The organism is Curvibacter sp. APW13, assembly GCF_032337135.1.
In the GTDB taxonomy this organism is placed as follows: domain Bacteria; phylum Pseudomonadota; class Gammaproteobacteria; order Burkholderiales; family Burkholderiaceae_C; genus Allorhodoferax.
In genome coordinates this window covers 298896-325126 of sequence record NZ_JAVXZZ010000003.1, presented here as the reverse complement: position 1 = coordinate 325126, position 26231 = coordinate 298896, and the positions used below count along the sequence as shown (strand labels likewise).

The 26231-nt window shown below is 64.7% G+C and carries 25 protein-coding genes; 11 read left to right on the top strand and 14 right to left on the bottom strand.

All coding sequences use genetic code 11. From position 1 onward, the window contains the following. Positions 1-14 precede the first annotated feature (14 nt). The 6 genes from earP (at position 15) to RQP54_RS14820 (ending at position 6557) form a co-directional block, all read left to right on the top strand. Complete coding sequence (gene earP, locus RQP54_RS14845; protein WP_315679159.1) at positions 15-1154, top strand: elongation factor P maturation arginine rhamnosyltransferase EarP; 1140 nt, start codon at positions 15-17, stop codon at positions 1152-1154. Positions 1155-1261: 107 nt separating this feature from the next. Further along, positions 1262-1816, top strand: coding sequence for an elongation factor P (gene efp, locus RQP54_RS14840; protein ID WP_315679158.1), 555 nt, complete (start codon positions 1262-1264; stop codon positions 1814-1816). Positions 1817-1901: 85 nt separating this feature from the next. Next, entirely contained in the window at positions 1902-3503 is a 1602-nt protein-coding gene (locus tag RQP54_RS14835; protein ID WP_409997578.1) for a thymidine phosphorylase family protein, read from the top strand. After that, positions 3503-4396 (top strand): ribose-phosphate diphosphokinase, encoded by an 894-nt coding sequence (locus RQP54_RS14830; protein WP_315679157.1) that lies wholly within the window; start codon positions 3503-3505, stop codon positions 4394-4396. The genes RQP54_RS14835 and RQP54_RS14830 overlap by 1 nt, the downstream gene beginning before the upstream one ends. 9 nt (positions 4397-4405) lie before the next feature. Next, on the top strand, positions 4406-5275 hold the full coding sequence (locus RQP54_RS14825) for a TIGR00730 family Rossman fold protein (protein WP_315679156.1): 870 nt from the start codon (positions 4406-4408) through the stop codon (positions 5273-5275). A gap of 46 nt (positions 5276-5321) precedes the next feature. Then, positions 5322-6557 (top strand): EAL and HDOD domain-containing protein, encoded by a 1236-nt coding sequence (locus RQP54_RS14820; protein ID WP_315679155.1) that lies wholly within the window; start codon positions 5322-5324, stop codon positions 6555-6557. Between the two features lie 13 nt (positions 6558-6570). On the opposite strand, the gene RQP54_RS14815 is transcribed toward RQP54_RS14820, so the two are convergent. The 5 genes from RQP54_RS14815 to RQP54_RS14795 all read right to left on the bottom strand — a co-directional run bounded on the left by RQP54_RS14815 (position 6571) and on the right by RQP54_RS14795 (position 12388). Further along, entirely contained in the window at positions 6571-7725 is a 1155-nt protein-coding gene (locus RQP54_RS14815; protein ID WP_315679352.1) for an MFS transporter, read from the bottom strand. A gap of 103 nt (positions 7726-7828) precedes the next feature. Then, positions 7829-9148, bottom strand: a complete 1320-nt coding sequence (rmuC, locus tag RQP54_RS14810; protein WP_409997581.1) for a DNA recombination protein RmuC — start codon at positions 9146-9148, stop codon at positions 7829-7831. Between the two features lie 232 nt (positions 9149-9380). Further along, the gene (locus RQP54_RS14805; RefSeq protein WP_315679153.1) at positions 9381-11141 is read right to left on the bottom strand and encodes a thiamine pyrophosphate-binding protein; all 1761 of its coding nucleotides are present in this window, start codon (positions 11139-11141) and stop codon (positions 9381-9383) included. A 39-nt stretch (positions 11142-11180) separates the two neighbouring features. After that, complete coding sequence (gene phhA / locus RQP54_RS14800) at positions 11181-12074, bottom strand: phenylalanine 4-monooxygenase (protein ID WP_315679152.1); 894 nt, start codon at positions 12072-12074, stop codon at positions 11181-11183. Further along, on the bottom strand, positions 12071-12388 hold the full coding sequence (locus tag RQP54_RS14795; RefSeq protein WP_315679151.1) for a 4a-hydroxytetrahydrobiopterin dehydratase: 318 nt from the start codon (positions 12386-12388) through the stop codon (positions 12071-12073). The genes phhA and RQP54_RS14795 overlap by 4 nt, the downstream gene beginning before the upstream one ends. Before the next feature lie 106 nt (positions 12389-12494). Here RQP54_RS14795 and RQP54_RS14790 point away from each other — a divergent pair, with 106 nt between their 5' ends. Next, on the top strand, positions 12495-12989 hold the full coding sequence (locus RQP54_RS14790) for an Lrp/AsnC family transcriptional regulator (protein ID WP_315679150.1): 495 nt from the start codon (positions 12495-12497) through the stop codon (positions 12987-12989). 117 nt (positions 12990-13106) lie between these two features. Next, positions 13107-14375, top strand: a complete 1269-nt coding sequence (locus RQP54_RS14785; RefSeq protein WP_315679149.1) for a nitronate monooxygenase — start codon at positions 13107-13109, stop codon at positions 14373-14375. Positions 14376-14382: 7 nt separating this feature from the next. Here the strand turns inward: RQP54_RS14785 and RQP54_RS14780 are convergent, their stop codons facing one another. After that, the gene (locus tag RQP54_RS14780) at positions 14383-14700 is read right to left on the bottom strand and encodes a hypothetical protein (protein ID WP_315679148.1); all 318 of its coding nucleotides are present in this window, start codon (positions 14698-14700) and stop codon (positions 14383-14385) included. 92 nt (positions 14701-14792) lie between these two features. After that, positions 14793-16007, bottom strand: coding sequence for an MFS transporter (locus tag RQP54_RS14775; protein WP_315679147.1), 1215 nt, complete (start codon positions 16005-16007; stop codon positions 14793-14795). 89 nt (positions 16008-16096) lie between these two features. On the opposite strand from RQP54_RS14775, the gene RQP54_RS14770 reads away from it, so the two are divergent. Next, the gene (locus RQP54_RS14770; RefSeq protein ID WP_315679146.1) at positions 16097-16924 is read left to right on the top strand and encodes a helix-turn-helix transcriptional regulator; all 828 of its coding nucleotides are present in this window, start codon (positions 16097-16099) and stop codon (positions 16922-16924) included. 66 nt (positions 16925-16990) lie between these two features. Here the strand turns inward: RQP54_RS14770 and clpB are convergent, their stop codons facing one another. Next, positions 16991-19588 carry an ATP-dependent chaperone ClpB gene (gene clpB / locus RQP54_RS14765; RefSeq protein WP_315679145.1) on the bottom strand — a complete coding sequence of 866 codons (2598 nt, stop codon included), beginning with the start codon at positions 19586-19588 and terminating at the stop codon, positions 16991-16993. A 130-nt stretch (positions 19589-19718) separates the two neighbouring features. Between clpB and RQP54_RS14760 the strand changes: the two genes are divergently transcribed. Next, positions 19719-20282 carry a hypothetical protein gene (locus RQP54_RS14760; RefSeq protein ID WP_315679144.1) on the top strand — a complete coding sequence of 188 codons (564 nt, stop codon included), beginning with the start codon at positions 19719-19721 and terminating at the stop codon, positions 20280-20282. Here the strand turns inward: RQP54_RS14760 and RQP54_RS14755 are convergent. After that, positions 20279-21031 carry a GNAT family N-acetyltransferase gene (locus tag RQP54_RS14755; RefSeq protein WP_315679143.1) on the bottom strand — a complete coding sequence of 251 codons (753 nt, stop codon included), beginning with the start codon at positions 21029-21031 and terminating at the stop codon, positions 20279-20281. The two genes, RQP54_RS14760 and RQP54_RS14755, sit on opposite strands and share 4 nt — an antisense overlap. Further along, complete coding sequence (locus RQP54_RS14750; RefSeq protein ID WP_315679142.1) at positions 21028-21507, bottom strand: molybdenum cofactor biosynthesis protein MoaE; 480 nt, start codon at positions 21505-21507, stop codon at positions 21028-21030. Before RQP54_RS14750 ends, RQP54_RS14755 begins: the two co-directional genes overlap by 4 nt. A 111-nt stretch (positions 21508-21618) precedes the next feature. Here RQP54_RS14750 and RQP54_RS14745 point away from each other — a divergent pair, with 111 nt between their 5' ends. Then, positions 21619-21849, top strand: a complete 231-nt coding sequence (locus RQP54_RS14745; protein WP_315679141.1) for a hypothetical protein — start codon at positions 21619-21621, stop codon at positions 21847-21849. A gap of 9 nt (positions 21850-21858) precedes the next feature. On the opposite strand, the gene moaD is transcribed toward RQP54_RS14745, so the two are convergent. The 4 genes from moaD to RQP54_RS14725 are packed head-to-tail and all read right to left on the bottom strand — an operon-like array spanning position 21859 to position 26161. After that, the gene (moaD, locus tag RQP54_RS14740; RefSeq protein WP_315679140.1) at positions 21859-22110 is read right to left on the bottom strand and encodes a molybdopterin converting factor subunit 1; all 252 of its coding nucleotides are present in this window, start codon (positions 22108-22110) and stop codon (positions 21859-21861) included. After that, on the bottom strand, positions 22107-23390 hold the full coding sequence (gene glp / locus RQP54_RS14735) for a gephyrin-like molybdotransferase Glp (RefSeq protein WP_409997577.1): 1284 nt from the start codon (positions 23388-23390) through the stop codon (positions 22107-22109). Before glp ends, moaD begins: the two co-directional genes overlap by 4 nt. Before the next feature lie 2 nt (positions 23391-23392). Then, positions 23393-24823 (bottom strand): threonine synthase, encoded by a 1431-nt coding sequence (gene thrC / locus RQP54_RS14730; RefSeq protein ID WP_315679139.1) that lies wholly within the window; start codon positions 24821-24823, stop codon positions 23393-23395. Between the two features lie 15 nt (positions 24824-24838). Then, complete coding sequence (locus RQP54_RS14725; RefSeq protein WP_315679138.1) at positions 24839-26161, bottom strand: homoserine dehydrogenase; 1323 nt, start codon at positions 26159-26161, stop codon at positions 24839-24841. Positions 26162-26231: the final 70 nt, after the last annotated feature.

The window sequence follows — 26231 nt, the reverse complement described above, 5'->3', positions numbered from 1 at the left end:
CGACAATTCCCCCCATGCCCACCACTGCACCAGCGCCCCCACCTCACTTGCTGTGGGACATCTTCTGCCGCGTCATCGACAATTTCGGCGACATCGGCGTGTGCTGGCGCCTGTGCAGCGATCTGGCGGGTCGCGGACACGAGATACGCCTGTGGGTGGACGACGCCAGCGCACTGACATGGATGGCACCCGAGGCCCTGGAAGGCCGGGTCCCCGGCGTACGCGTATTGCCCTGGTCGGACAGTGCCAACGCAACCTGCGTCGCCGCGCTGCGCCACGCCGACGTGTGGGTGGAAACCTTCGGCTGCGAAATTGCTCCTGAATTCATAGCTGCCTACGCAAATTCCATGAGGGCTGAAGACCAAAATGACTCGAAATTTCCGGCATGGATCAACCTGGAGTACCTCAGCGCAGAAGGATTTGCCCGCCGCTGTCACCGCCTGGCCTCCCCGGTCATGCACGGTCCTGCCAAGGGTGCCACCAAGTTCTTCTTCTACCCCGGATTCACCCCGGACAGCGGCTCACTGATCCGCGAACCGAACCTGCTGCAGCGCCAGCAGACGTTTGATGCCGCTGGCTGGCTACTGGCCCAGGGCGTCCCACACAGTGCCGGTCCCGTGGTGAGCCTGTTTTGCTATGAACCCCGCGCCCTGCCAGCCTTGCTGCGCCAGTTGGCCGACAGCCCTAAGCCCTGCACCCTGCTGGTCACGCCCGGGCGCGCCACTGGCGCCCTACAGGCTGCACTCGCGGCGCATCCGTCCCTTCGGGGTGCCACCCGCATTCACCTCTTGCCGCACCTGTCGCAGACCGATTTCGACCACCTGCTGTGGGCCAGCGATTTCAACTTCGTTCGGGGTGAAGACTCCCTGGTGCGTGCAATGTGGGCCGGAAAGCCATTTGCTTGGCACATCTACCCGCAGGACGATGACGCCCACCACGCCAAGCTGGACGCCTTTCTGGACTGGATGCAAGCAACACCCTCGCTGCGCGATCTCCATGCGGCCTGGAATGCCACCAGGGTCGATGCGAACCTGCCCCCGATCCTGCAGGAAATGCCCGGCTGGGCACGCCTTGCGTCGCAGGCACGCGACCGGCTGCTGGAAATGCCGGACCTGAGCACGCAGCTTATCGACTTCGTAGCTGAAAAACGTTAAAATTCAAGGCTTTGCTGAACGCACCCCGGGTTGACGCGGGGCGCACGCAGCCCCCGCCGCCTGTTGCGGCATAACACTGAATGCAGCGCCTGGCGCTGCCACCCACTATGAAAATCGCTCAAGAAATCCGCGCCGGCAATGTGATCATGCACGGCAAAGACCCCATGGTCGTTCTGAAAACCGAATACGCCCGTGGTGGCCGCAATGCCGCTACCGTGCGCATGAAGCTCAAGAGCCTGATCGCCAACTTCGGTACCGAAGTCGTCTTCAAGGCCGACGACAAGATGGACCAGATCATCCTCGACAAGAAGGACTGCACCTACTCCTACTTCGCCGATCCGCTGTACGTCTGGATGGACGCTGACTACAACCAGTACGAAGTCGAAGCCGAAAACATGGGCGACACCCTGAACTACCTCGAAGACGGCATGACCGCCGAAGTGGTGTTCTACGAAGGCAAGGCCATCTCGGTCGAACTGCCCACCAGCATCGAGCGCGAAATCACCTGGACCGAACCCGCTGTCAAGGGCGACACATCCGGCAAGGTTCTCAAGCCCGCCAAGATCGCTACCGGCTTCGAAATTCCCGTACCGCTGTTCGTGGACCAAGGCGACCGCATCGAAATCGACACCCGCACAGGCGAATACCGCAAGCGCGTCTGATCAGGTTTTGCACTGCGTCAAAGGCTCCTTCGGGAGCCTTTTTCTTTTGTGACGATCCTCTTCAATTGGGTGTAGGCTACGCGGCATGGCAAGCACTTCTACAACGACCCCGCCCGGTGAGACTGGCAGTGGCAACGCTACCGCCCACCCCACGCGCCTGACCCTTCGCCGCGTGCTCATCGACACCTACCACGAGAACGTGGCCTACATGCACCGCGACTGTGATGTCTACCGCGCCGAGGGCTTCAAGGCCCTGACCAAGGTGGAGGTACGCACCAATGGCCGCGCCATCCTGGCCACGCTCAATGTGGTGGATGACACCAGCATCGTGGCCTGCGGAGAATTGGGGCTATCCAAGGCGGCCTTCGCCCAGATGGGTGTGGAAGACGGCCACAGCGCCAGCGTGTCCCAGGCCGAGCCACCCGCGTCCATTGGCGCGCTGCACCGCAAGCTGGCCGGTGAACGCCTCACGCGCGACGACATGGCATCCATCGTGCACGACATCGCCGAGCACCGGTACTCCAAGATCGAACTCACCGCCTTCGTGGTCGCCTGCAACCGCGACGAACTCGACCGCGAAGAAGTCTATTTCCTCACCGAAGCCATGATTGCCGCCGGCAAACGCCTGAACTGGCATGAAGGCATGGTGGTGGACAAGCACTGCATTGGCGGAATTCCCGGCAACCGCACCTCGATGCTCGTGGTGCCCATCGTCGCGGCCCACGGCATGCTGTGCCCCAAGACGTCCTCGCGTGCCATCACCTCTCCGGCGGGCACCGCCGACACCATGGAAGTGCTGTCCAAGGTGGAACTACCCATGGAGCAGCTCAAGGGCATCGTGCGCGCCCACCGCGGCTGCCTCGCCTGGGGTGGAACCGCCCACCTGTCGCCGGCGGACGATGTGCTCATCTCGGTTGAGCGCCCGCTGTCGCTGGACTCGCCGGGGCAGATGGTTGCGTCCATCCTGTCCAAGAAGATCGCCGCAGGCTCCACCCACCTGGTGCTCGATATTCCCATCGGCCCCACGGCCAAAGTGCGCTCCATGCCCGAGGCGCAGCGCTTGCGCCGCCTGTTCGAATATGTGGCCCGACGCACCCACCTCTCGCTCGACGTGGTCATCACCGACGGGCGCCAGCCCATCGGCAACGGCATCGGCCCGGTGCTGGAAGCGCGCGACGTGATGCGGGTGCTGGAAAACGATCCCCTCGCACCGAACGACCTGCGGCAGAAGGCCCTGCGCCTGGCAGGCCGCCTGATCGAATGCGACCCGGATGTGCGCGGGGGCGACGGTTTTGCCATCGCCCGCGACATCCTCGACAGCGGCCGCGCCCTGGCCCAGATGAACGCCATCATTGCCGCCCAGGGCAGCAAGCACTTCGACCACCACAACCCTCGGCTCGGAGCGCTGTGCTTCGATGTCGCCGCCCCGCAGGACGGCGTGGTCACCACGATCGACAACCTGCAGATCGCCCGCATAGCCAGCCTCGCCGGCGCACCCAAGGTGCAGAGTGCCGGGGTCGACCTGCTGTGCAAGATCGGCGACACCGTGCAGGCGGGTGCGCCCCTGTACCGGGTGTATGCCGACTTTGCTGCCGACCTCGAATTCGCCCGCCAGGCCTGCGCCAAGTCCACCGGATATACCCTCGGCACCAGTGCCGACATTGCCCATTCCTTCGTGGAGTTCTGATGTCTCTGCCATCCCCCTTGCTGCTCCACTTCGAAGAAGACCAGCCAGCCGCCGAACAGCTGGCGCGCGCCTGCGGCATGGTGACCGCCGCCATTGCGCGCCACCGCTTTCCCGATGGGGAACTCAAGCTGCGCCTGCCGCCGCAATTGCCTGCGCGCGTGGTGCTGCTGCGCTCGCTGCACCACCCGAACGAGAAGCTGACCGAACTGCTGCTGGTAGCCCCTGCTGCCCGCACGCTCGGTGCGCAGCACCTGACCCTGGTGACTCCGTACCTCGCCTACATGCGCCAGGACATGGCCTTCAACCCCGGTGAAGTGGTGAGCCAGCGCATCGTCGGACGCTTCCTGGCCGGACTCTTCGATGCCGTCCTCACCGTCGACCCGCACCTGCACCGCGTAGCCACGCTGGAAGAGGCGGTGCCGGTGCCTCAGGCCGTGGTGCTCAGCGGCGCGCCCCTTCTCGCACGCCTCATTGCGGAGCGTCTGGAGAATCCATTGCTCATCGGTCCCGACGAAGAATCGGCCCAGTGGATAGCCCAGGCCGCGCAAGGCCACGGTTTCGATTTCGGCGTGTGCCGCAAGGTGCGCCATGGCGACCGCGACGTCCAGATCGAGCTCCCCACCGTCAACGTACACGGACGCAGCGTGGTGGTGCTGGACGACGTGGCCAGCAGCGGCCGCACCCTGGCCGGAGCGGCCCGACTACTGCTGGCAGCCGGTGCCGCCACGGTGGACGTGGCCGTGACCCATGCCCTGTTCGCGGGAGATGCGCTGCAAGTCATCCAGGACGCCGGTGTGCGCCAGGTCTGGAGCACGGACACCATCACCCACCCCAGCAATGCCGTGAGCATGGCCGAATCCATCGCGCAGGCCTTGCAAGCCCTACACGCCTGAAAACACACCATGGACACTTCCAAAGACCTCGACGAACGCGCCATGGCCGATGCCTGGGCCTATATCCAGGCACAGGCCGATGCGGGCATTCCCATGAAGCCCAATGCCTACCGGCTGGCCTTTGCGGACCCCGAGTTCCTGATGCGGCGCGAAACCCGCGGCGTGCGCCTGCAGCTGGAGCTGCTCAAGCCCGATCTGGACCAGATCGAGATGGGCATAGAAAACACCATCGTCGTGTTCGGCAGCGCCCGCTTCAAGCCAGAGGAACAGGTTCAGGAACTGCTGGCAAAGGCGCAGGCCAGCGGCGATGCCCAGACTCTCGCCCAAGCGCATCGCCTGCAGCGCAACGCCCATTGCTACGAACAGGCCCGTGCCTTTGGCCGTATCGTGGCCGAGCATGGCAACAAACTGCCGCAGAAGGAACGCCTGTACATCTGCACCGGCGGCGGCCCCGGCATCATGGAAGCGGCCAACCGCGGAGCGTCGGAAGCAGGCGCCCCGACGCTGGGCCTGAACATCGCGCTGCCGCACGAACAACACGCAAACCCCTATGTGACGCCGGAATTGAGCTTTAAGTTCCACTACTTTGCCGTGCGCAAGATGCACTTCATGATGCGCGCCAAGGCCATGGTGGCCTTTCCCGGTGGCTTCGGCACACTCGACGAACTGTTCGAAGTCATCACGCTGGTGCAGACCCGCAAGTCCACCCCGGTGCCGATCATCCTGTTCGGCACCGATTACTGGAAGCGGCTCATCAACATGGACGTTCTGGTGGAGGAAGGTGCCATCTCGCACGAAGACCTGGACCTGTTCCAGTACACCGACTCCCCGGAAGAGGCCTGGGAGATGATCCGCAGCTTCTACGACCTGCCGACTTGAACGCCATGGCGCCGATCGGAGTACTGGCTGTGGCAGGGATCTGACCATGCACGAGACCAAGCCACTACAGTCGGTGAGCATCATCGCCCGCCAGGCCATCGTCGATGCGCAACGGGCAGTCGTGGCGTACGAGCTGTTTGACCGCTCCACACAAGGCAAGGCGCACGATACCGGGAGTGATCTCTCGTTGCTGTTCAACGCGATGGCCGACACCAGCAATGCGCTGGGCGTACGCTCGAAGCTACTGTTCATCAACCGCACGCATGCCAGCCTGGCCGATGGTCAGCTGGACATGGCCACACCGGAAAAGTTCGTCGTTGAGCTTGCGCCCGTTCCCGGGCACGATGCGGCCCAGATCAAATCACTGGCTGTCACCCTCGATGAGCTGCGAAAGAGCGGCTTTCGCATTGCGTTCAACCACACCGTGGTCGCACCCGCCTACAAGGCCTGGTGGCCGCTGGCAGACTACGTCAAGGTCGACACACAGGCCGTGCAGGCAGACATGCTCAAGCCGCTCGTGGCGGCAGCAAGGGTCCGCACCAAGGCCAAGCTGGTCGCAGAGAAGGTGGAGACGCAGGACCAGTTCGGTAGCATGGCTACCTTGGGCTTTGACCTGTTCCAGGGGTATTGGATTGACCGGCCACAGGTCGTCAAGACCCGGGTGGTGGCCCCCTCCCACGCCAGCGTTCTGATCCTCTTCAACCTGGTGCGCAAGCCCGCCGAGATCGAGGAGATCGAAGATCTGCTCAAGCACGACGCGATGCTGGGCTTCAACCTGCTCAAGCTCATCAACTCCGCAGCATTCGGCCTGGGCAAGGAAGTCACGTCGTTCCGGCACGCCGTCATGCTCATAGGCATGAAGCGCTTGTTTCGCTGGGCAGCGCTGTTGCTGACGGCATCGCGCGAGGGTGGCGCCTCGGCCATCGTGGGCACCACCGCCATCGTGCGCGGGCGCATGATGGAACTGCTGTGCCAGGGTCGGCTGAGCGCCGACGACGTGGAAAGCGCCTTTGTGACCGGGGTGTTCTCGCTACTCGACGAAATGCTGGGCGTGCCCATGGAGGATGCACTCAGACTGATCTCGCTTCCCACGGCCGTGACCCAGGCCTTGCTGACCGGCGATGGAACGCTGGGACGCATGCTTGCGCTGGTGCGCGCCGCCGAAATCAGTGATGACCTGGCCTTTGCCAATATCGCCACCGAATTGGGCTACGACAACCATACGATCAACATGGCCCACCTCGATGCATTGGTGTGGGCAGACGCCGTTGTCCTGGGTTGATGCTGCGTTGGTGTCACGAGTCGTTTGAATCCGCAGCGCTGTCAGGTGATCCCGGCGGCCGCAGCCACCACGCGGCGTGCGTACCCAGGCCCACGGCCGCACCCACGGTCCAGAACACCACCGACACGCCGACCACGGCCCCGGCCGAGCCGAACAGCAGCGGCATGAACACGCTGGAAAGGTTGAGCGCCATGAGCCGCAACGCTATGGCCTGACCGTGCAGGTGGTGGGGTGTGATCTGGTGCAAGGTGCTCATCACCATGGGCTGCACCGTGCCCAAGGCCAAGCCGAGCACCACGGAGGCCAGCCCCATGCTCCAGGGCCCGGGCATGAAGGGGTACAGCGCGAACACGATGGCCGTGACCACCATGGCCCCGGTCACCACCGCCCACTCACGCAGATGCGCCGCCAACACTGGCAGCAGCACCCGCACCGCGGCCGCGGCAATGGCAAAGCCACCGAGGATGGTGCCGATGACGGAGGCACTCAAGCCCCGCTCGTGTCCAAGCACCGGCACGACAAAAGTATGCACGTCCCAGCAACTCGATAGCAGCCAGTTCACCACCAGCAGTCGGCGCATCAGCGGCTCGCGCAGCAAGCCCCAGGCAGCACCGCTGGGCTGCGCTTTCGCTTCCGGGGCCATGCTTTCGCGGTACGGCCGCACCGCCAACCAGGTGAGCAGTGGTGCCAGCGCCGTGAGCGCAAACGCCGCCATGTAGCCCCAGGCATCGGCGGGTTTGCCGCCCACCCAGACACCCGCATGGTCAATGAGTAGCCCCACCAGAAGCGGCCCCAGGAAATTCGCCACGGCCGGGCCGATGGAGAGCCAGCTGAACACGCGGCGCATGTCTGCCGCACCGGCCACCGACTGGCCGACAAAGCGCTGCAGCGAGATGATGGAAATACCCGTGGCGCCACCCATGCACAAGGCCGCCACACACAGCACGGGGTAGCTGGGAAACAGCACCGCCAGCAGCGTGCCGGCAACGGCCACCGACACGCCCAACCCCACCGGGCGGCGCAGGCCGTGGCGGTCGGCATAGCGGCCGGCAGGCAAGGCCAGGAACACGGAGCTGAGCGAATACAGGGCCAGCAGGAAGCCCACCGCCATGGTGCTGTAGCCCTGCTGCAGCGCCCACAGCGGCGAGGCCATGCGCAGCCCGGCCATGCTGCCATGCAGGCACACATGCCCGCCGATCAGGCGCGCGAGCTGCAGCCCGGTGAGGTTGCGCGTGGGTTGCGGCGATTCGTCGGAAATGGGTGGCCCCGCTTCAGGCATCCGTGTCGCCCGCGGCATCGAGCGGCAGCAGCGTCTGTGCCTGGGCTTCGGGCAGGGCCTGCACCTGGCGCAGCGCCCGGTTCATGGCGCGGCTGCGCACCTCGGCGCTGTCGAGCGTGTTGAGCACGGTCTGGGTCTGGTTCTTCACCTTGGCCAGCACGTCGCCGAACTTGCCGAACTCGGTCTTCACGGCGCCCAGCACCTGCCACACCTCGCTGGAACGCTTTTCCAGCGCCAGGGTGCGGAAACCCATCTGCAGGGAGCTGAGCATGGCCAGCAGCGTGGTCGGCCCGGCGAGCGTGATGCGGTGGTCGCGCTGCAGGCTCTCCATGAGCCCGGGGCGGCGCAGCACCTCGGCATACAAGCCTTCGGTGGGCAGGAACAGGATGGCGAAGTCGGTGGTGTGCGGCGGCTCGATGTACTTCTCGCCAATCGACTTGGCCTCCAGCCGGATGCGCGCTTCCAGCGCCTTGGCCGCCGCATCGGCCGCCACCACGTCGGCGCGGGCCTGGGCATCGAGCAGGCGTTCGTAGTCCTCGTTGGGGAACTTGGCGTCGATAGGCAGCCACACCGGGTGACCGTCTTCGCCCTTGCCGGGCAGCTTCACGGCGAAGTCGACCACGTTCTTGCTGCCGGGGCGCGTGGGCACCTGGGCGCTGTACTGGTCGGGCACCAGCACCTGCTCCAGCAGTGCAGCCAGCTGCGCCTCGCCAAAGATGCCGCGCGTCTTCACGTTGGTCAGCAGGTGCTTGAGGTCGCCCACACCGGCCGCCAAGGTCTGCATTTCACCCAGCCCCTTGTGCACCTGCTCCAGCCGGTCGGCCACCTGCTTGAAGCTCTCACCCAGGCGCGCGTGCAGCGTGCTCTGCAGCTTTTCGTCCACCGTGACGCGCATTTCTTCGAGCTTGGCGGTGTTCGACGTCTGCATGGCGGCCAACTGGCGCTCCAGCGTCTCGCGCACCTCGGCCATGCGCCGGGCGTTGGTTTCGGACAGGCCCGACAACTGCGCCATCAGCGTCTCGTTGGTGGAGGTGGACAGCTTGGTCAGCTGCTGCGCAAAGCTACCCAGCTGCGTGTCGAGCGTCTCGCGCAGCTCCACCATGCGCCGGGCGTTGGCTTCAGACACCGACGCCAGCTGCGTCGCCAGCGTGTCGTTCACGGTTTTCTGCAGCAGCGTGAGCTGCTGGCTGAATGCGTCGATCTGGCTGTTCTGCGTGCGCGTGGCCTCTGCCGACTGCTGCAGTAGGGTCTGCTGGAAGGTGGTCAGGTTTTGCACCAATTCCTGGCGCGCCTCGCGGCTGCCCTCACCCATCTCGCGGCGCAGTTCACGCTCCAGCCGCTCACTGCCCTCGCGCGCTTCGCGCTGGGCGGTCTGCACAGCGACCAGCAACGCAGCCTTGTCGAGGGCTTGCTGGGTTTGCAGGGCGGCCAAAGCATCGCTACCACTACGCCGCCAAACCAGAGTCAGCAGTACGAGATTCAGCAGCGCCAGTACGGCAAGGCCTATCAACCAAGTCTGTGGTGTATCTCCCATGGTCTATTCCTTATTTCGTCTTTGCCAACGCCGCCTGCGTAATCCCGCTCAGCGTCCCGCGCGTGGTGATCAGTTCCGGCTCCAGCATGATCTCGATGAACGTCCCTTCTGGGCGCTCCAGCGCCGCCACCAACTCCCGTTCAAAGTCCGCCGAGCGCCTGATGCGCACGCCGGCGTAGCCATAGGCCTGGGCCAGGGCGGCGAAGTTGGGGTTGGTTAGTTTCGTGCCCGCCACGTGTTGCGGGTACTCGCGTTCCTGGTGCATGCGGATGGTGCCGTACATGCCGTTGTTGAGCAGCACGATGATGGTCTTGGCGCCGTACTGCACAGCAGTGGCCAGTTCCTGGCCGTTCATCAGAAAGTCGCCATCGCCCGCCATGGTGAAGACCGTGCGCCCCGTGGTGATGGCCGCCGCGATGCCCGCCGGTACGCCGTAGCCCATGGCGCCGTTGGTGGGGGCGAGTTGGGTTTTAAATCCCTTGGCCAGGCCGTGAAATCGGTGGAAGCGGTGCACCCAACTGGCGAAGTTTCCGGCTCCGTTGGTCACCACGGCGTCGGCGGGCAAGTGTTTGGCCAGCGCCTGCATCACCTGCGGCATGTCCACCAGGCCGCGTTCGGTATCCGCTGGCAAGGCCGCTATGGGGCTGGGCTGCAGGTTGGCCAGGTAGTCGGCATGGCAGGCTGCGGTCCACGCGCGCCAGGGCACGCTGGCCGGGGCTTCCAGCGCGGCCAAGGCCTGGGCGGCGGTGCCCATGCTGGCGTGGATGGCCACGTCGGCCTGGTACACGCGGTTCAGTTCCTCGGCGCTGGCGTGGATGTGGATGAGCTTTTGCTTCGGTTTGGGCACCTGCAGCAGTGTGTAGCCGCTGGTGGTCATCTCGCCCAAGCGGGGGCCGATGGCCAGGATGAGGTCGGCGTCGCGGATGCGCTGTGCCAGCGCCGGGCTGATGCCGATACCCACATCGCCCGCGTAGTGCGGGTGGTGGTTGTCGAAGGTATCCTGGAAGCGGAAGGCATTGCCCACGGGCAGGCACCAGGCCTCGGAGAAGCGCTGCAGCGCCTGGGCCGACGCGGGCGTCCACCCACTACCACCAGCAATGACCAGCGGCCGCTCTGCTTTCAGTAGCACCTCACGCACATTCCGTGCGGGCTGCAGGCCAATTTCACCTCCAAAGGCGGCCGCTGGCGGCATCGGGTCCGGAAGCTTGGCGGCGTCCAGCGCTTGCGTGAGCATGTCTTCGGGCAGCACCAGCACCACCGGGCCGGGGCGGCCCGCCAGTGCGGTGGCAAAGGCACGGGCCACGTATTCCGGGATGCGCGCCGCGTCGTCGATGCGCTCCACCCGCTTGGCCATCCCTTGGGTGCTGGGGCCGAACATGACGCGGTAGTCCATTTCCTGGAAGGCTTCGCGGTCGCGCTGGTCACTGGCCACGTCGCCCACGAACAGCACCATGGGGGTGGAGTCCTGGAAGGCGGTGTGCACACCAATGCAGGCGTTGGTGGCACCGGGCGCGCGGGTCACAAAGCACACGCCGGGCTGGCCCGTGAGCTTGCCATGGGCTTCGGCCATGAAGGCTGCGCCGCCCTCCTGGCGGTTGACGATGAACTGGATGTGCTCGCGGTAGCGGTGAAAGCCATCCAGCACGGCCAGGTAGCTCTCACCGGGCACACCGAAGGCGTGGGTGACGCCCTGGGCGACCAGGCATTGGACCAGCAGGTGCCCGGCGAGTATCGGCGCGGGCAAATGGGAGAAATCGGGGGTGGAAGTCATGCCGCCATTGTGCATGCTCCCACCCGTTCGTCCGACGCTCTAGCCGCGCTTGCTGCGGTGGTATTCGCCGCTGCCCTGGTGCAGCACCACGTCGGTGCCCAGCACATCGCCGGGCTGGTAGTTCGGCCCAGTAGCCAGGCGTTCGTACAGCGGCGCAAAGTCGGTGGCGGCCAGGGCCAGCAGGTCGTCCAGGCTGTCGAGCACGAAGTAGACCTCCTGGAAATCGTCGATGCGGTAGTTGGTGCGCATCACGCGCTCCAGCTCAAACGCAATGCGGTTCGGCGACGGGCTCTGCACGGAAAAGCGGCTCTCGGTGAACGACGATGCAATGCCTGCGCCGTAGATGCGCAAGCCCTCGCTCTGGCGTACCAGACCGAATTCGACCGTGTACCAGTAGACCCGGGCCAACTCCTTGAGGCGGCCGAGCTTCTGCGCCCGCAAGCCGCCCACGCCGTAGGCCTGGATAAAGTCCGCCATCACCGGATGCATGAGCATGGGCACGTGGCCGAACACGTCGTGGAACACGTCGGGCTCTTCCAGGTAGTCCAGCTCATGGGCCCCACGGATGAAGTTGCCCGAAGGAAAGCGGCGGTTGGCCAGGTGGTCGAAGAACACGTCGTCGGGCACCAGGCCGGGCACCGCCACCACCTGCCAGCCCGTGGCCTTGTAGAGCACTTCGGACAGGGCCTCGAAGTTGGGAATCTGGTCGGCCGCAATGGGTAGCTTGTCCATACCCTTGACGAAGTCGTCGCAGGCCAGGCCCTGCAGCAGCTTTGTCTGGCGCTCGAACAGGGTTTTCCACACCGCGTGCTGGGCCGGCGTGTAACTGCTCCAGCCCTGGTCAATGGTCCAGTCAGGGCGCTCGGGCGCTGCCTGGTCGCCGGCAGCCAGGCCGTGTTTGGTATTTGCGGGAACGTTCGCGGGGGCGTTCATGCTTTTGCTCCCATAGGGGCGGCGACGTCGGCCGCAGCGCGCTCACACACTTGGGCCATCAGCAGGTCCAGATCGCTCAGGCCATCGACATCGTGGGTGGTCCAGGTGACGTCCACCCAGTGGTACACGTTGCTCCACTCCGGGTGGTGGTTGTGCGTTTCCGCCGCCTGCGCTACGGCGGTCATGAAGGCGAAGGCCTGTGCGAAATCGGCAAACTCGAAACGGCGGCGAATGGCGTCGCGCACGGCATCGTGGCGCCACTGCGGCAAGGCGCGCAAGGCGGCGGCGTGCTCCTGTGCATTGAGCTTGTGCATGGGGAATGTCTCCTGCTTTTGAATGTGGCCGTGATTGTGGGTGCTGGCAAGTGCACCCGGCATGCGTTTACTGGCGCGAAATTCCCCTTGGATGCACAATGCATGCATGAATTCGGACTCCAATGAACTCCAAACGCTCGACAAGTTCGACACAAGCCTGCTGGCCGCATTGCAGGAAGACGCCAGCATCACCCACCAGCAGCTCAGCGAACAGGTGCACCTGAGTGCCTCGCAGGTGAGCCGGCGCGTGCAGCGCCTGCGCGACATCGGCCTCATCACCAAGACCGTGGCGCTGGTGGACAGCGAGCGCATCGGCCTGGGGGTGCGTGCCATCGCCCATGTGGCCCTGCGCCAGCACAGCGACGCCGAGCGCGTGGCTTTCGAGTCCACCGTGTCGGCCATGGACGAGGTGCTGCAATGTTTTTCGGTCTCGGGCGAGTCGGACTATGTACTGCACGTGGTGGCACCCGACCTGGTGTCGCTGTCGCGCCGTGTGCTGCAGCGCCTGACGCAGATTCCCGGGGTGTCCAACGTGCGCTCCAGCGTGGTGCTGGAACGCATCAAGTCCACCACCCGATTGCCGCTCAAGCACCTCGGCTGACGCGCATTCTGGCTTTTTGTAAGAAATCGGACACAGCATTAAAGTACACTTGTATAAATATATGTACTTGTGGTGGTGCATGCCGACGGTGTGCACCCGTGTTGTGAAGGAATGGCCATGAAGCGCGTTGATGATTTCCGCATGAAACTGGGGAACCACGAACTGGTTCCAATCATGATCGGTGGCATGGGGGTGGACATCTCCACTGCGGAATTGGCGCTGGAAGCCGCGCGTTTGGGCGGCGTTGGCCACATTTCCGACGCCCTGGTTACCGACGTCTCTGACCGCCGCTTTGACACCACCTTCGTCAAGGACAAGACCAAAGAGTTCAAGCACAACATCCTCAACGCCGACAAGTCGACCATCAAGTTCCGCCTGGAAGACATCGCCGACGCACAGCGTCGCCACGTCAAGGCGACCATGGACGCCAAGACCGGCCCCGGCATGGTGTTCGTGAACTGCATGGAAAAGCTCACCATGAACGCGCCCAAGGACACGCTGCAGACCCGCCTGAACGCTGCACTGGATGCAGGCATCGACGGCATCACCCTCTCTGCGGGCCTGCACTTGGGCTCCTTCGGGTTGATGGCAGACCACCCGCGCTTTCGCGAGGCCAAGCTGGGCATCATCGTGTCGTCCGTGCGGGCGCTGCAGCTGTTCCTGCGCAAGAACGCCAAGCTGAACCGCTTGCCGGACTACGTCATCGTCGAAGGGCCACTGGCCGGCGGCCACCTGGGCTTTGGGATGGACTGGGCCGAGTACGACCTGGCCACCATCATCCAGGAGCTGCTGGACTACCTGAAGGCCGAAAACCTCAACATTCCCGTCATCGCCGCGGGCGGCATCTTCACCGGCAGCGACGCGGTGCGCTTTCTGGAAATGGGTTGTGCTGGCGTGCAGGTGGCCACGCGCTTCACCGTGGCCAAGGAATGCGGCCTGCCCGACAAGGTCAAGCAGGAGTATTTCAAGGCCAGCGAGGAAGACATCGTGGTCAACACCCAGTCACCCACGGGCTACCCGATGCGCATGCTGCGCAACACGCCGGCCATCGGCTCGGGCATCCGACCCAACTGCGAGTCCTACGGCTGGCTGCTGGACGGCAATGGCGGCTGCGCCTACCTCGATGCCTACAACCGCGAACTCGCACTGCACCCGGACGGCAAGGGCATTTCGGTGACGGACAAGACCTGCCTGTGCACCCACATGCGCAACTACAACTGCTGGACCTGCGGCCACCTGACCTACCGCCTCAAGGACACCACGGTGAAACTGGCCGACGGCAGCTACCTGCAGCCCAGCGCCGAGCACATCTTCAAGGACTACCAGTTCAGCGTGGACAACCAGATCGCCCTGCCCGAACTGGAAACGGCCGAAGCAACGGCCTGAGGCCGGCTCAGTCGTCAACCAGATGGGGCGTGCAATGCCCCTCGGCCAGGCAGCCGGTTTCGGGGTCAACCCAGTCCGCCAGGCCCAGTTCGTCTTCGGCTTCCTGCAGGGATTCGCCTTCTTCAGGTGCGTCTTCGGACGCGCTCAGCATGTCGGCCAAAGCCAATTCCATGCTTTCGAACGGACCGAACTCGCGCTTGCCGTCGGCGGTTTGCCAGTGGTAACCGTCCGGTCTCAACACCACCTGACCCAGATCGATCTCGGTTTCGGAGCCGTCTAACTCGGGCTCCTCGGCATCGGAAATCACGGGAAGGGCGGTGGGCACGGCAGACTCCATAGGGGGTGAAAAACCGGCAAAACCCGAGCACACAAGTGCTCAGGCAGATGGCGGAATTGTGGGCCTTTTCGGCCGCCGTGTCACGCCCGCGCAGGGGTGCGGACACCCACCGCCAAGGCGGCCCCCACAGTGAGCAGCAGCACAAAGGCCGCACCCAGCAAGGTGGCGCCGTACATGCCGCGGTCCATCCAGACACCGAACACCACGGGGGCAATGGCAAAACCGACATCCAAGCCCGAATACACCATGCCATAGACGCGCCCGGTGGCGCCCGCCGGGGTCGCCCGCTTGATCATCATGTCGCGCGAAGGACCACCGATGCCGATGGCAAACCCGGTGAGCGCGAGCACCACCATGGTGGCGGTAGCTCCCAGCACGCCCAGCCCGCACAGGCCCAGCAGCACTGCCCCGGCCAGCATGGCCCCAGCGACGACGCGGTCGCTCTGCACCGTGCGCGCTGCCACGATGCCCCCCACAAACATGCCCACGGCCCCACTGAGCATGTAGGCACTGAGCGTGAAGGTGGCAGCCTCCAGACTCACCCCATACTGGGTGCGAAGGATGGCGACGGAAAAGTTCTGCACCACGGCCAGCGTCATCGTGGACAGCATGAAGAAGCCAAAACACCACCACACCACACTGAGTCGCAAGAAACCCAGGGCCGAGCCGGTGCCAGCCTTGTCACCGTGGGCATGGCGAACCACGCGGGTTTGCAGGTTGTCGCGGTAGACCAGCAGCAGCACGAGGATGGCACCGTACAAGGCCGCCGCGGCCCAGTAGGCGGTGCGCCAGTCGGTCAAGGCCGCCACCCCGGTCAGGAACACCGGGGCTGCCGCCCAACCGAGGTTACCCGTCAGTCCGTGGGCCGAGAACGCATAACCCAGCCGCGGTGCAGACACCCGCTGGTTGAGGATGGTGAAGTCGACCGGGTGGAACGTGGCATTGGCCAGACCGGCCAATGCGGCGGTGAACACCAGGGCGCTATAGCCTGTGGCCAGCGAGGCCGAAACGCAGGCCAAGGCAAACAAGGCCAAAGCCAGGAACAACAGCGGACGCGCGCCAAAGCGGTCCACCACAAACCCGGCACCGGCCTGCCCCACGCCGGAGACCACGAAGAACACGCTGGTGAGGAAGCCCAGTTGCGCATAGCTGAGCGAAAACTCCGCAATGAACACCGGAAACATGGCCACCAGCAACAGGTGACCGAAGTGGGATGCAGCATGGGCCAGCCCGACCAGGGCAATCACGGTGGCGTCCTGCCTGAAGGGAGCGCTAGGGGTAGCGGTAGTAGTCATGCAGGCATCGTACGGCGGGGGTACATTTCTGAATTGCGACAAAAAGACAATAATTGTCGAAAATACGCCAATCAAGGAGCATCCTCTGCATGAGCCGACCCACAAAACCTGTCCGCTTGCAGCCGGTGCAGTCCGACACCTCGCCGCAGCGCCCACCCACTGCCCAGCGACCGGTTCGCAGCCGCGGCCGCGCCCTGGCCATGAATGCCCATATCACACCGCACCGGCACGCTTGGTCACAGTTCACCTATTGCGCCAGCGGGCTGATGCAAGTCACGGTGACCGAGGGCGAGCGCGAAACCACCTACATCGTTCCGCCCAGCCGGGCCGTTTGGATTGCGCCGCAGGTCAGCCACAACGTCGTGGTACTGGAAAGCGCCGAGTTGCGCACCGTGGACATCGTTGCCGGAGCCTTGCCCGACAGCTGGAAGGAGTGCCGCGTACTGGTGGTCAGTGCGCTGCTGCGCGAACTCATTCACGGCCTGCAGGGCAGCACGCCCGGCGCCCGCGAAGACGCACTCATGGCGCTGACCCTGGATGAAATACGCTCAGCCGACACCCAAGCCCTTGGCGTACCCATGCCCCACCCCACCCTCGGGGACAAGCGCCTGCGGACCCTGTGCGAAGCCGTGCTGCGCGCGCCGGGCGAACGCGGCCAGCTACGCGAGTGGGTGGCGGCAGTGGGGGCCAGCGAGCGCACCATGGCCCGCCTGTTCCGGGAGGAATTGGGCACCAGCTACCAGCAGTGGCGTCAACAGGCGGTGTTGGCACATGCCTTGCCCCAGTTGGCGCGCGGCATGCCTATCGCCCATGTGGCTGCCGCTGCAGGCTATGCCACCGACAGTGCGTTTTCCGCCATGTTCAAGCAGGCCATGGGAAGGCCACCGAGCTACTTCCTGGCCAAACGGACCGGCTGATACGGAACATCTGCCCAGCACCCGGCCAGATCAGCGGATCACACGCCGGGTTGGAGCAGCCTCGCCTCAGTGCACGATGCGCTCGAAGCTGAACTGGCCCGGGGCGCGGATCGGGTCCACATCCACCGGGATCACGTCCTTGGGCGCGAACTTGCCCTCCAGCAGAAGCTTGGAAAGCGGGTTCTCGATCCGTTGCTGGATGGCGCGCTTCAAGGGCCGTGCACCGAACACCGGGTCGAAGCCCACCTTGGCCAGCTCCTGCAAGGCGGCATCCGACACCTGCAGGGTCAGCTCCATCTTGGCCAGGCGCTCGGTCAGCACCTGAAGCTGGATCTTGGCAATGGACGCAATGTGCTCAGCACCCAGGCCATGGAATACCACGGTCTCGTCGATGCGGTTGATGAACTCGGGGCGGAAGTAGTTCTTCAGCTCGCCCATCACGGCATCCTTCACGTCCTCGTAGTCCTGCCCGGCCATGCCCTGGATGAGCTGGCTGCCGATGTTGCTGGTCATGACGATCACGGTGTTCTTGAAGTCCACGGTGCGGCCCTGGCCGTCAGTCAGGCGGCCGTCGTCCAGCACCTGCAAGAGCACGTTGAATACATCCGGGTGGGCCTTCTCCACCTCGTCGAGCAGCAGCACGCTGTAGGGCTTGCGGCGCACGGCTTCGGTCAGGTAGCCGCCCTCCTCGTAGCCCACATAGCCCGGAGGCGCGCCGATGAGGCGGGCCACGGAGTGCTTTTCCATGAACTCGCTCATGTCGATGCGCACCAGGTGCTCTTCGCTGTCGAACAGGAAGCCGGCCAGCGCCTTGCACAGCTCGGTCTTGCCCACGCCCGTGGGGCCCAGGAACAGGAAGGAGCCCGTCGGGCGGTTCGGGTCGGAGAGGCCTGAGCGCGAGCGGCGGATGGCATCGGCCACGGCCGACACGGCCTCGTCCTGACCCACTACGCGCTCGTGCAGCTTGGTTTCCATCTGCAGCAGCTTGTCCTTCTCGCCCTGCATCATCTTGGCCACGGGAATGCCGGTGGCACGGCTCACCACTTCGGCGATCTCCTCGGCACCGACCTGGGTGCGCAGCAGCTGGTTGGCCTGGGCGCCTTTGCCGGATTCCTTGGCCTGCGCTTCCTTGAGCCGCTTTTCCAGCTCGGGCAGCTTGCCGTATTGCAGCTCGGCCACCTTGTTGAAGTCACCCTTGCGGGTCAGGGCCTCGATCTGGGTACGCAGCTTGTCGATCTCCTCACGCACCTGGGCGCTGCCCTGGGCTGTGGCTTTCTCGGACTTCCAGATTTCGTCGAGGTCGGCGATCTCCTTCTGCAGGCTCTTGATTTCGCCCTCGATGAGTTCCAGGCGCTTTTGCGATGCTTCGTCCTTCTCCTTCTTCACCGCTTCGCGCTCGATCTGCAGCTGGATCAGTCGGCGGTCGAGCTTGTCCATGACCTCGGGCTTGGAGTCCAGCTCGATCTTGATCTTGGAAGCCGCCTCGTCGATCAGGTCAATGGCCTTGTCGGGCAGGAAGCGATCGGTGATGTAGCGGTTGGACAGCTCGGCTGCGGCCACGATGGCCGGGTCGGTGATGTCCACGCCGTGGTGCACCTGGTAGCGTTCTTTGAGGCCACGCAGGATGGCGATAGTGGCCTCTACCGTGGGCTCGCCCACCAGAATCTTCTGGAAACGGCGCTCCAGTGCGGCATCCTTCTCGATGTACTTGCGGTATTCGTCCAGCGTGGTGGCACCCACGCAGTGCAGCTCGCCACGCGCCAAGGCAGGCTTGAGCATGTTTCCGGCATCCATGGCGCCTTCGGCCTTGCCCGCGCCCACCATGGTGTGCAGCTCGTCGATGAAGACGATGGTCTGGCCTTCGTCCTTGGCCAGGTCTTTCAGCACATTCTTCAGGCGCTCCTCGAACTCGCCACGGAACTTGGCACCGGCCAGCAGTGATGCCATGTCGAGCGACAGCACACGTTTGCCCTTGAGGCTGTCGGGCACCTCGCCGGCCACGATGCGTTGGGCCAGGCCTTCCACGATGGCGGTCTTGCCCACGCCCGGCTCGCCAATGAGCACCGGGTTGTTCTTGGAGCGACGCTGCAGCACCTGGATGGCGCGGCGGATTTCGTCGTCGCGGCCGATCACGGGGTCGAGCTTGCCCTGGCGGGCCCGTTCGGTCAGGTCCAGGCAGTATTTCTTGAGCGATTCACGCTGGTCTTCGGCATCGGCGTTGTCCACACTCTGGCCGCCGCGCACGGCGTCGATGGCAGCCTCCAGGCTCTTGCGGGTCAGGCCGGCGCTGCGCACGGCATTGGCCAGGTCACTCTTGGCGTCGCTCAGGGCCAGCAGGAAGAGTTCGCTGGCGACGAACTGGTCACCACGCTTCATCGATTCCTTTTCGGCCCCCTGCAGCAGCGAGACCAGGTCGCGACCGACGGTGACCTGCTCCTGACCCTGCACCTGAGGCAGCTTCTTCATGGCGGCATCGGCCGCGGCCAGCAGGCCCTGCACATTGGCACCGGCGCGCTGGACCAGGGCCTTGGGGCCGTCGTCCTGGCGCAGCATGGCCGCCAGCAGGTGGCTGGGCTCGATGTAGGCATGGTCCTGGGCCAATGCCAGACTCTGGGCCTCGCCCAGGGCTTCCTGAAACTTGGTGGTGAGTTTGTCGATCCGCATGCAATCCCCCTATTGAGTTAGCGGGTAATTGTGGATGTTTCGGGCCATTTCAAGGGGCCATTTTGCATAGCCATGTCCCGTCGAAGTCGTGATGGTGCCACGGCCCCACCCGCTCACTACAATCAACGCCATGGATATCCACCAATTGCAGGCCAGCTACCAGGCGGACCAGGACCGCATCCTGCTGCGCCTGAGCGGCCACAACGGCATCGAGCAACGCGTCTGGCTGACGCGGCGCATGCTCAAGGGCATGATGGTCCATCTGCAGCGGCTGGCCGACCACCTGAACGCACAGCGCGAAGATGGTACCTTGGGCAGCGGCCGAGGCGAATCCGAAGCGGCCGTGAGCGTGGAGTCGCGCGGGGATCCATCCGGAGTCGAAGCCGACTCGGTGCACCCCAAGTCGGTTCCGCTGCTGGCGACGGCCCTGCACGTGTCCCCGGGCGAAGACCACAGCCTGGACGTACGATTCGATGAGGTGCATGACGGCGACAGCCAGGCCACGCGCAGCATCGAGGCCACGCTCGGACCCGAATTGCTGGCCGGTCTGGTGCAGCTCATCGATGCGGTGCTGCGCATTGCCGACTGGGATCTGCACCTGCGCACCGCTTTGCCGGACGCCCAACTTGCCGACACCCAACCCAGCCCGCTGGATGCTTTCGCGGATGCCCCGCGGCCCAAGTACCTGAACTAGGCCGCGATCCAGTACTCGTATTGCCAGGCCAGGGCAAAGCCCAGACGCTCGTACAGGGCACGTGCAGGGTTGGCCGCTTCAACCTGCAGGAAGGCTTGCTGCATGCCCAGCCGCAGCCCTTGCGCCGCCATGGCGTGCAGCAAGGCCGTGGCATGCCCCTGGCCCCGCTGCGCCATGGCCGTGCGCAGGCCGTGGGCACTGAGCAGCCCCTGGCTGTAGCAGGCGGCCCCGCAGGCCACAGTTTCACCATCCTCCACCACTTGGGCGAACTGCGTTGTGCGCGAGCGCGCCAGTGACCGGGCGCGCGAAGCGCCATCGACCGGGTCCAAACCCTGCCCCAGGAACAGCGCCATCCAGGCTTCGCTGGCCGTGGGTGTCAAGGCCACCGTTCCCGTACGCGACGTCGTCGGGGTACTGCGTGCAAGCACCTCGGCGGTGGATGCCGTCATGACACAGGTGGGTTTGCCGCGCCGCCAGCCACGCGCCTCCAACGCTGCATGGATGCCATGCCAGGAGTCCAACGTCGGCAGGCGAAGCACCGGCCGGAAACCGGCTTGGCGGTAGCGCCCGGCGATGTCCAGCAACACAGCCTCTGGCGGCGCAGCGTGGTGCGTGGGCACTGCGGAATGCGCGCGCCCTACCGTTCCGGGGTCCATCGGCAACAGCCAGCCCGGGAGTTCTTCGACCCGTTCCGGACTCACCGCGTCCAGCGTGGCCCGCTCGATCCGTTCGAGGAGATCCATACTCATGCAGCGTTGCCGCTGGCAATGCCCCAACGGGCCAGGGCTTCGTCATCGCTCACACGTGCGTCTACCCACTGCGCCCCTTCGGGCGTGATTTCCTTCTTCCAGAACGGCGCCTGGGTCTTGAGGTAGTCCATGAGGAATTCACAAGCCTGAAAGCTCTGGCCACGGTGCTTGGAAGTAACGGCGACGAGCACGATCTGGTCCAGCGTCTGCAGCACACCCACGCGGTGGATGACGTGCGCCCCCAGGATGTCAAAGCGGCGGTGCGCCTCGTCGATCATGGCCTCAATGCTGGCCTCGGTCATGCCGGGGTAATGCTCGAGTTCCATCGCCTGCACCTGCCCGGTCACGCCCTGGGCATGGTCCCGCACGGTGCCCACAAAGCAGCACACCGCACCCACCTGCCCCTGCCCTGCACGCAAGGCGGCCAGCTCGGTGGATACATCAAAGTCGTGGGTCTGGATGGATACGCGTGGCATGGGAGCGATGGTACGCGCAACAAGCCCCCGTGAACGCCCTCTTGCGGCCCGACGCCGACTTTGCGACACTGTTTTCGGCCCGATACACCACCACCCAACAACTGGAGCGCCATGTCCGCCATCACCTGGACCCACACCCCGCCGAGCTGGACTGCATCGGTACACGGTGAGACCGTCTGCACCCTCAAGGGCAAGGACATCGGGGGCTGGACCGCCAGCTGGAGCGGTGAGCGCCTGTGGCCCGCACCGGCCCACTTGCCCAAGGCCACTCCACAGGCCACACGCTTCTTCATGGACCTGGACGAGGCCAAGGCCGCGGTAGAAGCCGCGCTGAACAGCTGACGCCTGCTGCTAGCCGCCAGTCACAGGCGGAAAGAACGCCACTTCGCAACCCTCGCTCAGCGAGACAGACTCATCGACCAGGTTCTGGTTCAGGGCCACGCGCACGTGGCGCCCCCGCGCCAGCGCTTCGGCGGCAGCCCCACCGCGAGCAATCAGGGCGTCACGCAGTGCTGCCACGGAGCTTGCCTGCGTGTCCAGGGTTTCGCTGCTGCAGCCCATGGCTTCACGGATGGAAGCGAAATACTTGATCTGGACTTTCATGCCAAGAGGTCCGAAAAGGCGATGAATTCGACCATGTCTCCCACCGCGATGGTGCGGCCACCGGGGTTGTCGACCACGCCGTCGCCCCACACCGTGGAGGTGAGCACACCCGAGCTCTGGTTCGGGAACAGATCCAGACCGCCATTTGAATTCCGGCGCACACGCAGAAATTCCTGGCGATTATCGGCCTTAGCCCACGCAAAGTCTGCGCGAACAGCTACTTTTTTCATAGCAACATCGCGCTGCCCCTGCAGCCGCAGCAGGAAGGGCCGCACCAGCACCAGGAATGTGACGAAGCTCGAGACCGGGTTGCCGGGCAGGCCCAAGAAGTGGCAAGGGCTACCGTCGGTGCGGTTCACCAGCCCATAGGCAAAAGGCTTGCCGGGCTTGATGGCGATCTGCCACAGGTCCAGACTGCCGAGCTGTTGCACGGCGGGCTTGATATGGTCTTCCTCGCCCACCGAGACGCCACCGCTGGTGAGGATCACGTCGTGACCCTGGGCCGCGTCGCGAAGGGCGCTCACCGTGGCCTCACGGTTGTCGGGGACGATGCCGAAGTCGCTCACCTCGCAGCCCATGCGGCGTAGCAGGCTGGCCAGGAAGAAGCGGTTGGAGTTGTAGATGGCACCGGGGCGCATGTCCTGCGGTGCCACGTCCCCGGGCATCACCAGCTCATCCCCGGTGGAAAACAGCGCCACCCGCGCTCGACGTGCCACCAGCACGGAGTTCAGGCCCAAACTGGCCACCAGCCCTTGTACGGCGGGCGTAATGCGCTCACCTTTTTGCAGCACCACGGCGTCCTTGCGGACGTCTTCCCCCGCACGGCGTATGTTCTGGCCGGGCGTGGGAGCCACATTGATGCGCACCCCGCCTTCGCAGGCATTGACGACCGTGCAGTCTTCCTGCATCACCACGGCGTCGGCACCTGCGGGCACGGGGGCCCCGGTGAAGATGCGCGCAGCGGTGAGGGCTTGCAATGCCTTGCCCGCCTCCCCTGCGGCAATGCGCTGCAACACCGGCAGCACGGCCCCAGGCTCAGAAACTTCAGCACAGCGCACGGCATAGCCGTCCATGGCGCTGTTGTCCCAGGCAGGCACCTGCAGTGCTGAGACCACGTCCTGCGCCAGCACACGGCCGTCGGCGTCCATGGTGGTCACCGGCTCAGGTGGCAGCGTGGCCTCCGCCGCAGTGAGCAGCGATTCCAGTGCCTGTGCCAATGGCATCAGGAGCGGCCGCTTGGGTGCCAAGGGGTTGGGGGCGGTCACAGCAGAATCGCTCATGTTCAGGCCGCGCACTCCCGTGCAATCAGCGCTTTCACGGCTGCCGCATCGGCCTTCATGACCTGCACCTTCTTGGGCAAGGCCTCAATGCCTTCGAACTTGGCCGGGCGCTCGGGCTCGCGCCCCAGGGCCTCGACGATGGTCGCCGCGAACTTGATCGGCAAGGCGGTTTCAAGCACCACGATGGGTACCCCCGCCACGCGGCGCTCCAGGGCAACCTTGAGGCCGTCCGCCGTGTGGGTATCGATGACCATGCCGTGTTGCTCCCAGGTGGCCTTGATGGTGGCCAAGCGGTCTGCATGGGTACTCTTGCCGCTGACAAATCCGTACTTGCCAGCCGCATCGGCGAAGCGCGGGTCGCTGCGCAGGTCGAAGCGGCCGTCACGGTTCAAGGCATCGCAGAACAGGGCCTTGGTGGCGGCACCGTCGCGGCCCAGCAGGTCGAACACGAAACGTTCGAAGTTGCTGGCCTTGGAAATGTCCATGGAGGGGCTGGAGGTCTCGAAGGTGTCGGCACTGCCACGCACGCGGTAGACGCCGGTGCGGAAGAACTCATCGAGCACGTCGTTCTCGTTGGTGGCCACCACCAGCTTGTCGATGGGCAGACCCATCTGACGTGCCACATGACCAGCGCAGACATTGCCGAAGTTGCCGCTGGGCACGCTGAACGACACCTTCTGGGCATTCGACTCGGTGGCCTGGATGTAGCCGGCAAAGTAGTACACCACCTGGGCCAGCAGACGCGCCCAGTTGATGGAGTTGACGGTGCCGATCTTGTACTGGCGTTTGAATTCGAGGTCGTTGGAGACCGCCTTCACGATGTCCTGGCAGTCGTCGAACACGCCTTCGATGGCGATGTTGTAGATGTTGGCGTCCTGCAGGCTGAACATCTGCGCCTGCTGGAACGGGCTCATGCGCCCGGCCGGGCTGGTCATGAAGACGCGCACACCCTTCTTGCCACGCATGGCGTATTCGGCGGCGCTGCCGGTGTCGCCACTGGTGGCGCCCAGGATGTTGAGCTCTTCGCCACGGCGGGCCAGCTCGTATTCGAACAGGTTGCCCAGCAGCTGCATGGCCATATCCTTGAAGGCCAGCGTGGGACCATTGGAGAGGGCTTCGATCCAGACACCGTCTTCCAGGTGGCGCAGCGGCACGATCTCGCCGGTGCCGAATACCTCGGCGGTGTAGGTCTTGCGGCACAGCGCGCGCAGGTCGTCTGCCGGGATGTCGTCGATGTACAGCGACAGGATTTCGAATGCCAGATCGGCATAGCCCTGCGTGTGGTAGACCGTGCGCAGGCGGCTCAAGGTGGCATCGCTGATTTGCGGATAGGTTTCGGGCAGGTACAGACCGCCGTCCGGAGCCAGGCCTTCGAGCAGGATTTCACAAAAACGCTTGCGCTCGGGAGCGCCACGGGTGGAGAGGTACAGCATGGTGGTCCGATTCGATTAGGCCAGCTCTTCCTTGCGGATGCGCACGATGGGCTGCAGCACGGTGGGCAGCGCCTGCATCTGCGCCAGCACGCCATTCATGGCGGCTTCGCGGCAGTCGTGGGTGAGGATGATGACGTCGGTCTGGGTGTAGCCCTCACCGCCAATCTCGTCGGCTTCACGCTGCAGCACGGCGTCGATGCTGATGCCGGCCTCGGCCAGCAGGCCCGTGACCTTGGCGAGCACGCCGGCCTGGTCGGCCACGCGCAGGCGCAGGTAGTAGCTGGTCACCACGTCGCCCATGGGCAGAACCGGGGTGTCGGCCATGGCACCGGGCTGGAACGCCAGGTAGGGCACGCGGTGGGCACTGTCAGCGCTGTGCAGGCGGCTGATGTCGACCAGATCGGCAATCACGGCGCTGGCGGTGGGCTCGGAGCCCGCGCCCTTGCCGTAGTACAGCGTGGTGCCGACGGCGTCACCGTTCGCCACCACAGCGTTCATGGCGCCTTCCACATTGGCGATCAGGCGCTTGGCCGGAATCAGCGTGGGGTGCACGCGCAGCTCGATGCCGTTTTCCATGCGCTTGGTGATGCCCAGCAGCTTGATGCGGTAACCCAGCTGTTCGGCGTATTTGATGTCGGCCGCGCCCAGCTTGGTGATGCCTTCGATGTAGGCCTTGTCGAACTGCACCTTGGTGCCGAAGGCCATGGCGCTCATGAGCGTGACCTTGTGCGCCGCGTCCACGCCCTCGATGTCGAAGGTCGGGTCGGCTTCGGCGTAGCCCAGGCGCTGCGCTTCCTTGAGCACCACGGCGAAGTCCAGGCCCTTGTCGCGCATTTCGGACAGGATGAAGTTGGTGGTGCCGTTGATGATGCCGGCGATCCACTGGATGCGGTTGGCGGTGAGGCCTTCACGCAGGGCCTTGATGATGGGAATGCCACCGGCCACGGCAGCCTCGTACATCACCATCACACCCTGTGCGGCGGCCGCTTCGAAGATCTCGCTGCCGTGCACAGCCAAGAGCGCCTTGTTGGCAGTGACGACGTGCTTGCCCGCCGCAATGGCTTCGAGCACCAGGGCCTTGGCAATGCCGTAGCCGCCGATGAGTTCGATCACGATGTCGATCTCGGGGTTGGCAATCACGGCGCGTGCGTCGCCCACCACCTGCACGTCATCGCCGACGATGTTCTTGGCACGGGCCACGTCCAGGTCAGCCACCATGGCGATCTCGATGCCTACACCGGCACGGCGCTTGATTTCTTCCTGGTTGCGATGCAGCACGTTGTACACGCCGCTGCCCACGGTACCGATACCCAACAAACCCACTTTGATCGTCTTCATGCCTGTGTCTTCCAAAAAATCATTCAAATCGGTATCTGGCCCGCGTATTCATTGCGCAGGCAGCTAGAAA

Bases quoted from the DNA above. Each gene is read 5' to 3' on its own strand.
- earP (WP_315679159.1), top strand. From the start codon at position 15: ATGCCCACCACTGCACCAGCGCCCCCACCTCACTTGCTGTGGGACATC.
- efp (WP_315679158.1), top strand. From the start codon at position 1,262: ATGAAAATCGCTCAAGAAATCCGCGCCGGCAATGTGATCATGCACGGC.
- RQP54_RS14835 (WP_409997578.1), top strand. From the start codon at position 1,902: ATGGCAAGCACTTCTACAACGACCCCGCCCGGTGAGACTGGCAGTGGC.
- RQP54_RS14830 (WP_315679157.1), top strand. From the start codon at position 3,503: ATGTCTCTGCCATCCCCCTTGCTGCTCCACTTCGAAGAAGACCAGCCA.
- RQP54_RS14825 (WP_315679156.1), top strand. From the start codon at position 4,406: ATGGACACTTCCAAAGACCTCGACGAACGCGCCATGGCCGATGCCTGG.
- RQP54_RS14820 (WP_315679155.1), top strand. From the start codon at position 5,322: ATGCACGAGACCAAGCCACTACAGTCGGTGAGCATCATCGCCCGCCAG.
- RQP54_RS14815 (WP_315679352.1), bottom strand. From the start codon at position 7,725: ATGGCCGGGCTGCGCATGGCCTCGCCGCTGTGGGCGCTGCAGCAGGGC.
- rmuC (WP_409997581.1), bottom strand. From the start codon at position 9,148: ATGGGTGAGGGCAGCCGCGAGGCGCGCCAGGAATTGGTGCAAAACCTG.
- RQP54_RS14805 (WP_315679153.1), bottom strand. From the start codon at position 11,141: ATGACTTCCACCCCCGATTTCTCCCATTTGCCCGCGCCGATACTCGCC.
- phhA (WP_315679152.1), bottom strand. From the start codon at position 12,074: ATGAACGCCCCCGCGAACGTTCCCGCAAATACCAAACACGGCCTGGCT.
- RQP54_RS14795 (WP_315679151.1), bottom strand. From the start codon at position 12,388: ATGCACAAGCTCAATGCACAGGAGCACGCCGCCGCCTTGCGCGCCTTG.
- RQP54_RS14790 (WP_315679150.1), top strand. From the start codon at position 12,495: ATGAATTCGGACTCCAATGAACTCCAAACGCTCGACAAGTTCGACACA.
- RQP54_RS14785 (WP_315679149.1), top strand. From the start codon at position 13,107: ATGAAGCGCGTTGATGATTTCCGCATGAAACTGGGGAACCACGAACTG.
- RQP54_RS14775 (WP_315679147.1), bottom strand. From the start codon at position 16,007: ATGACTACTACCGCTACCCCTAGCGCTCCCTTCAGGCAGGACGCCACC.
- RQP54_RS14770 (WP_315679146.1), top strand. From the start codon at position 16,097: ATGAGCCGACCCACAAAACCTGTCCGCTTGCAGCCGGTGCAGTCCGAC.
- clpB (WP_315679145.1), bottom strand. From the start codon at position 19,588: ATGCGGATCGACAAACTCACCACCAAGTTTCAGGAAGCCCTGGGCGAG.
- RQP54_RS14760 (WP_315679144.1), top strand. From the start codon at position 19,719: ATGGATATCCACCAATTGCAGGCCAGCTACCAGGCGGACCAGGACCGC.
- RQP54_RS14755 (WP_315679143.1), bottom strand. From the start codon at position 21,031: ATGAGTATGGATCTCCTCGAACGGATCGAGCGGGCCACGCTGGACGCG.
- RQP54_RS14750 (WP_315679142.1), bottom strand. From the start codon at position 21,507: ATGCCACGCGTATCCATCCAGACCCACGACTTTGATGTATCCACCGAG.
- RQP54_RS14745 (WP_315679141.1), top strand. From the start codon at position 21,619: ATGTCCGCCATCACCTGGACCCACACCCCGCCGAGCTGGACTGCATCG.
- moaD (WP_315679140.1), bottom strand. From the start codon at position 22,110: ATGAAAGTCCAGATCAAGTATTTCGCTTCCATCCGTGAAGCCATGGGC.
- glp (WP_409997577.1), bottom strand. From the start codon at position 23,390: ATGAGCGATTCTGCTGTGACCGCCCCCAACCCCTTGGCACCCAAGCGG.
- thrC (WP_315679139.1), bottom strand. From the start codon at position 24,823: ATGCTGTACCTCTCCACCCGTGGCGCTCCCGAGCGCAAGCGTTTTTGT.
- RQP54_RS14725 (WP_315679138.1), bottom strand. From the start codon at position 26,161: ATGAAGACGATCAAAGTGGGTTTGTTGGGTATCGGTACCGTGGGCAGC.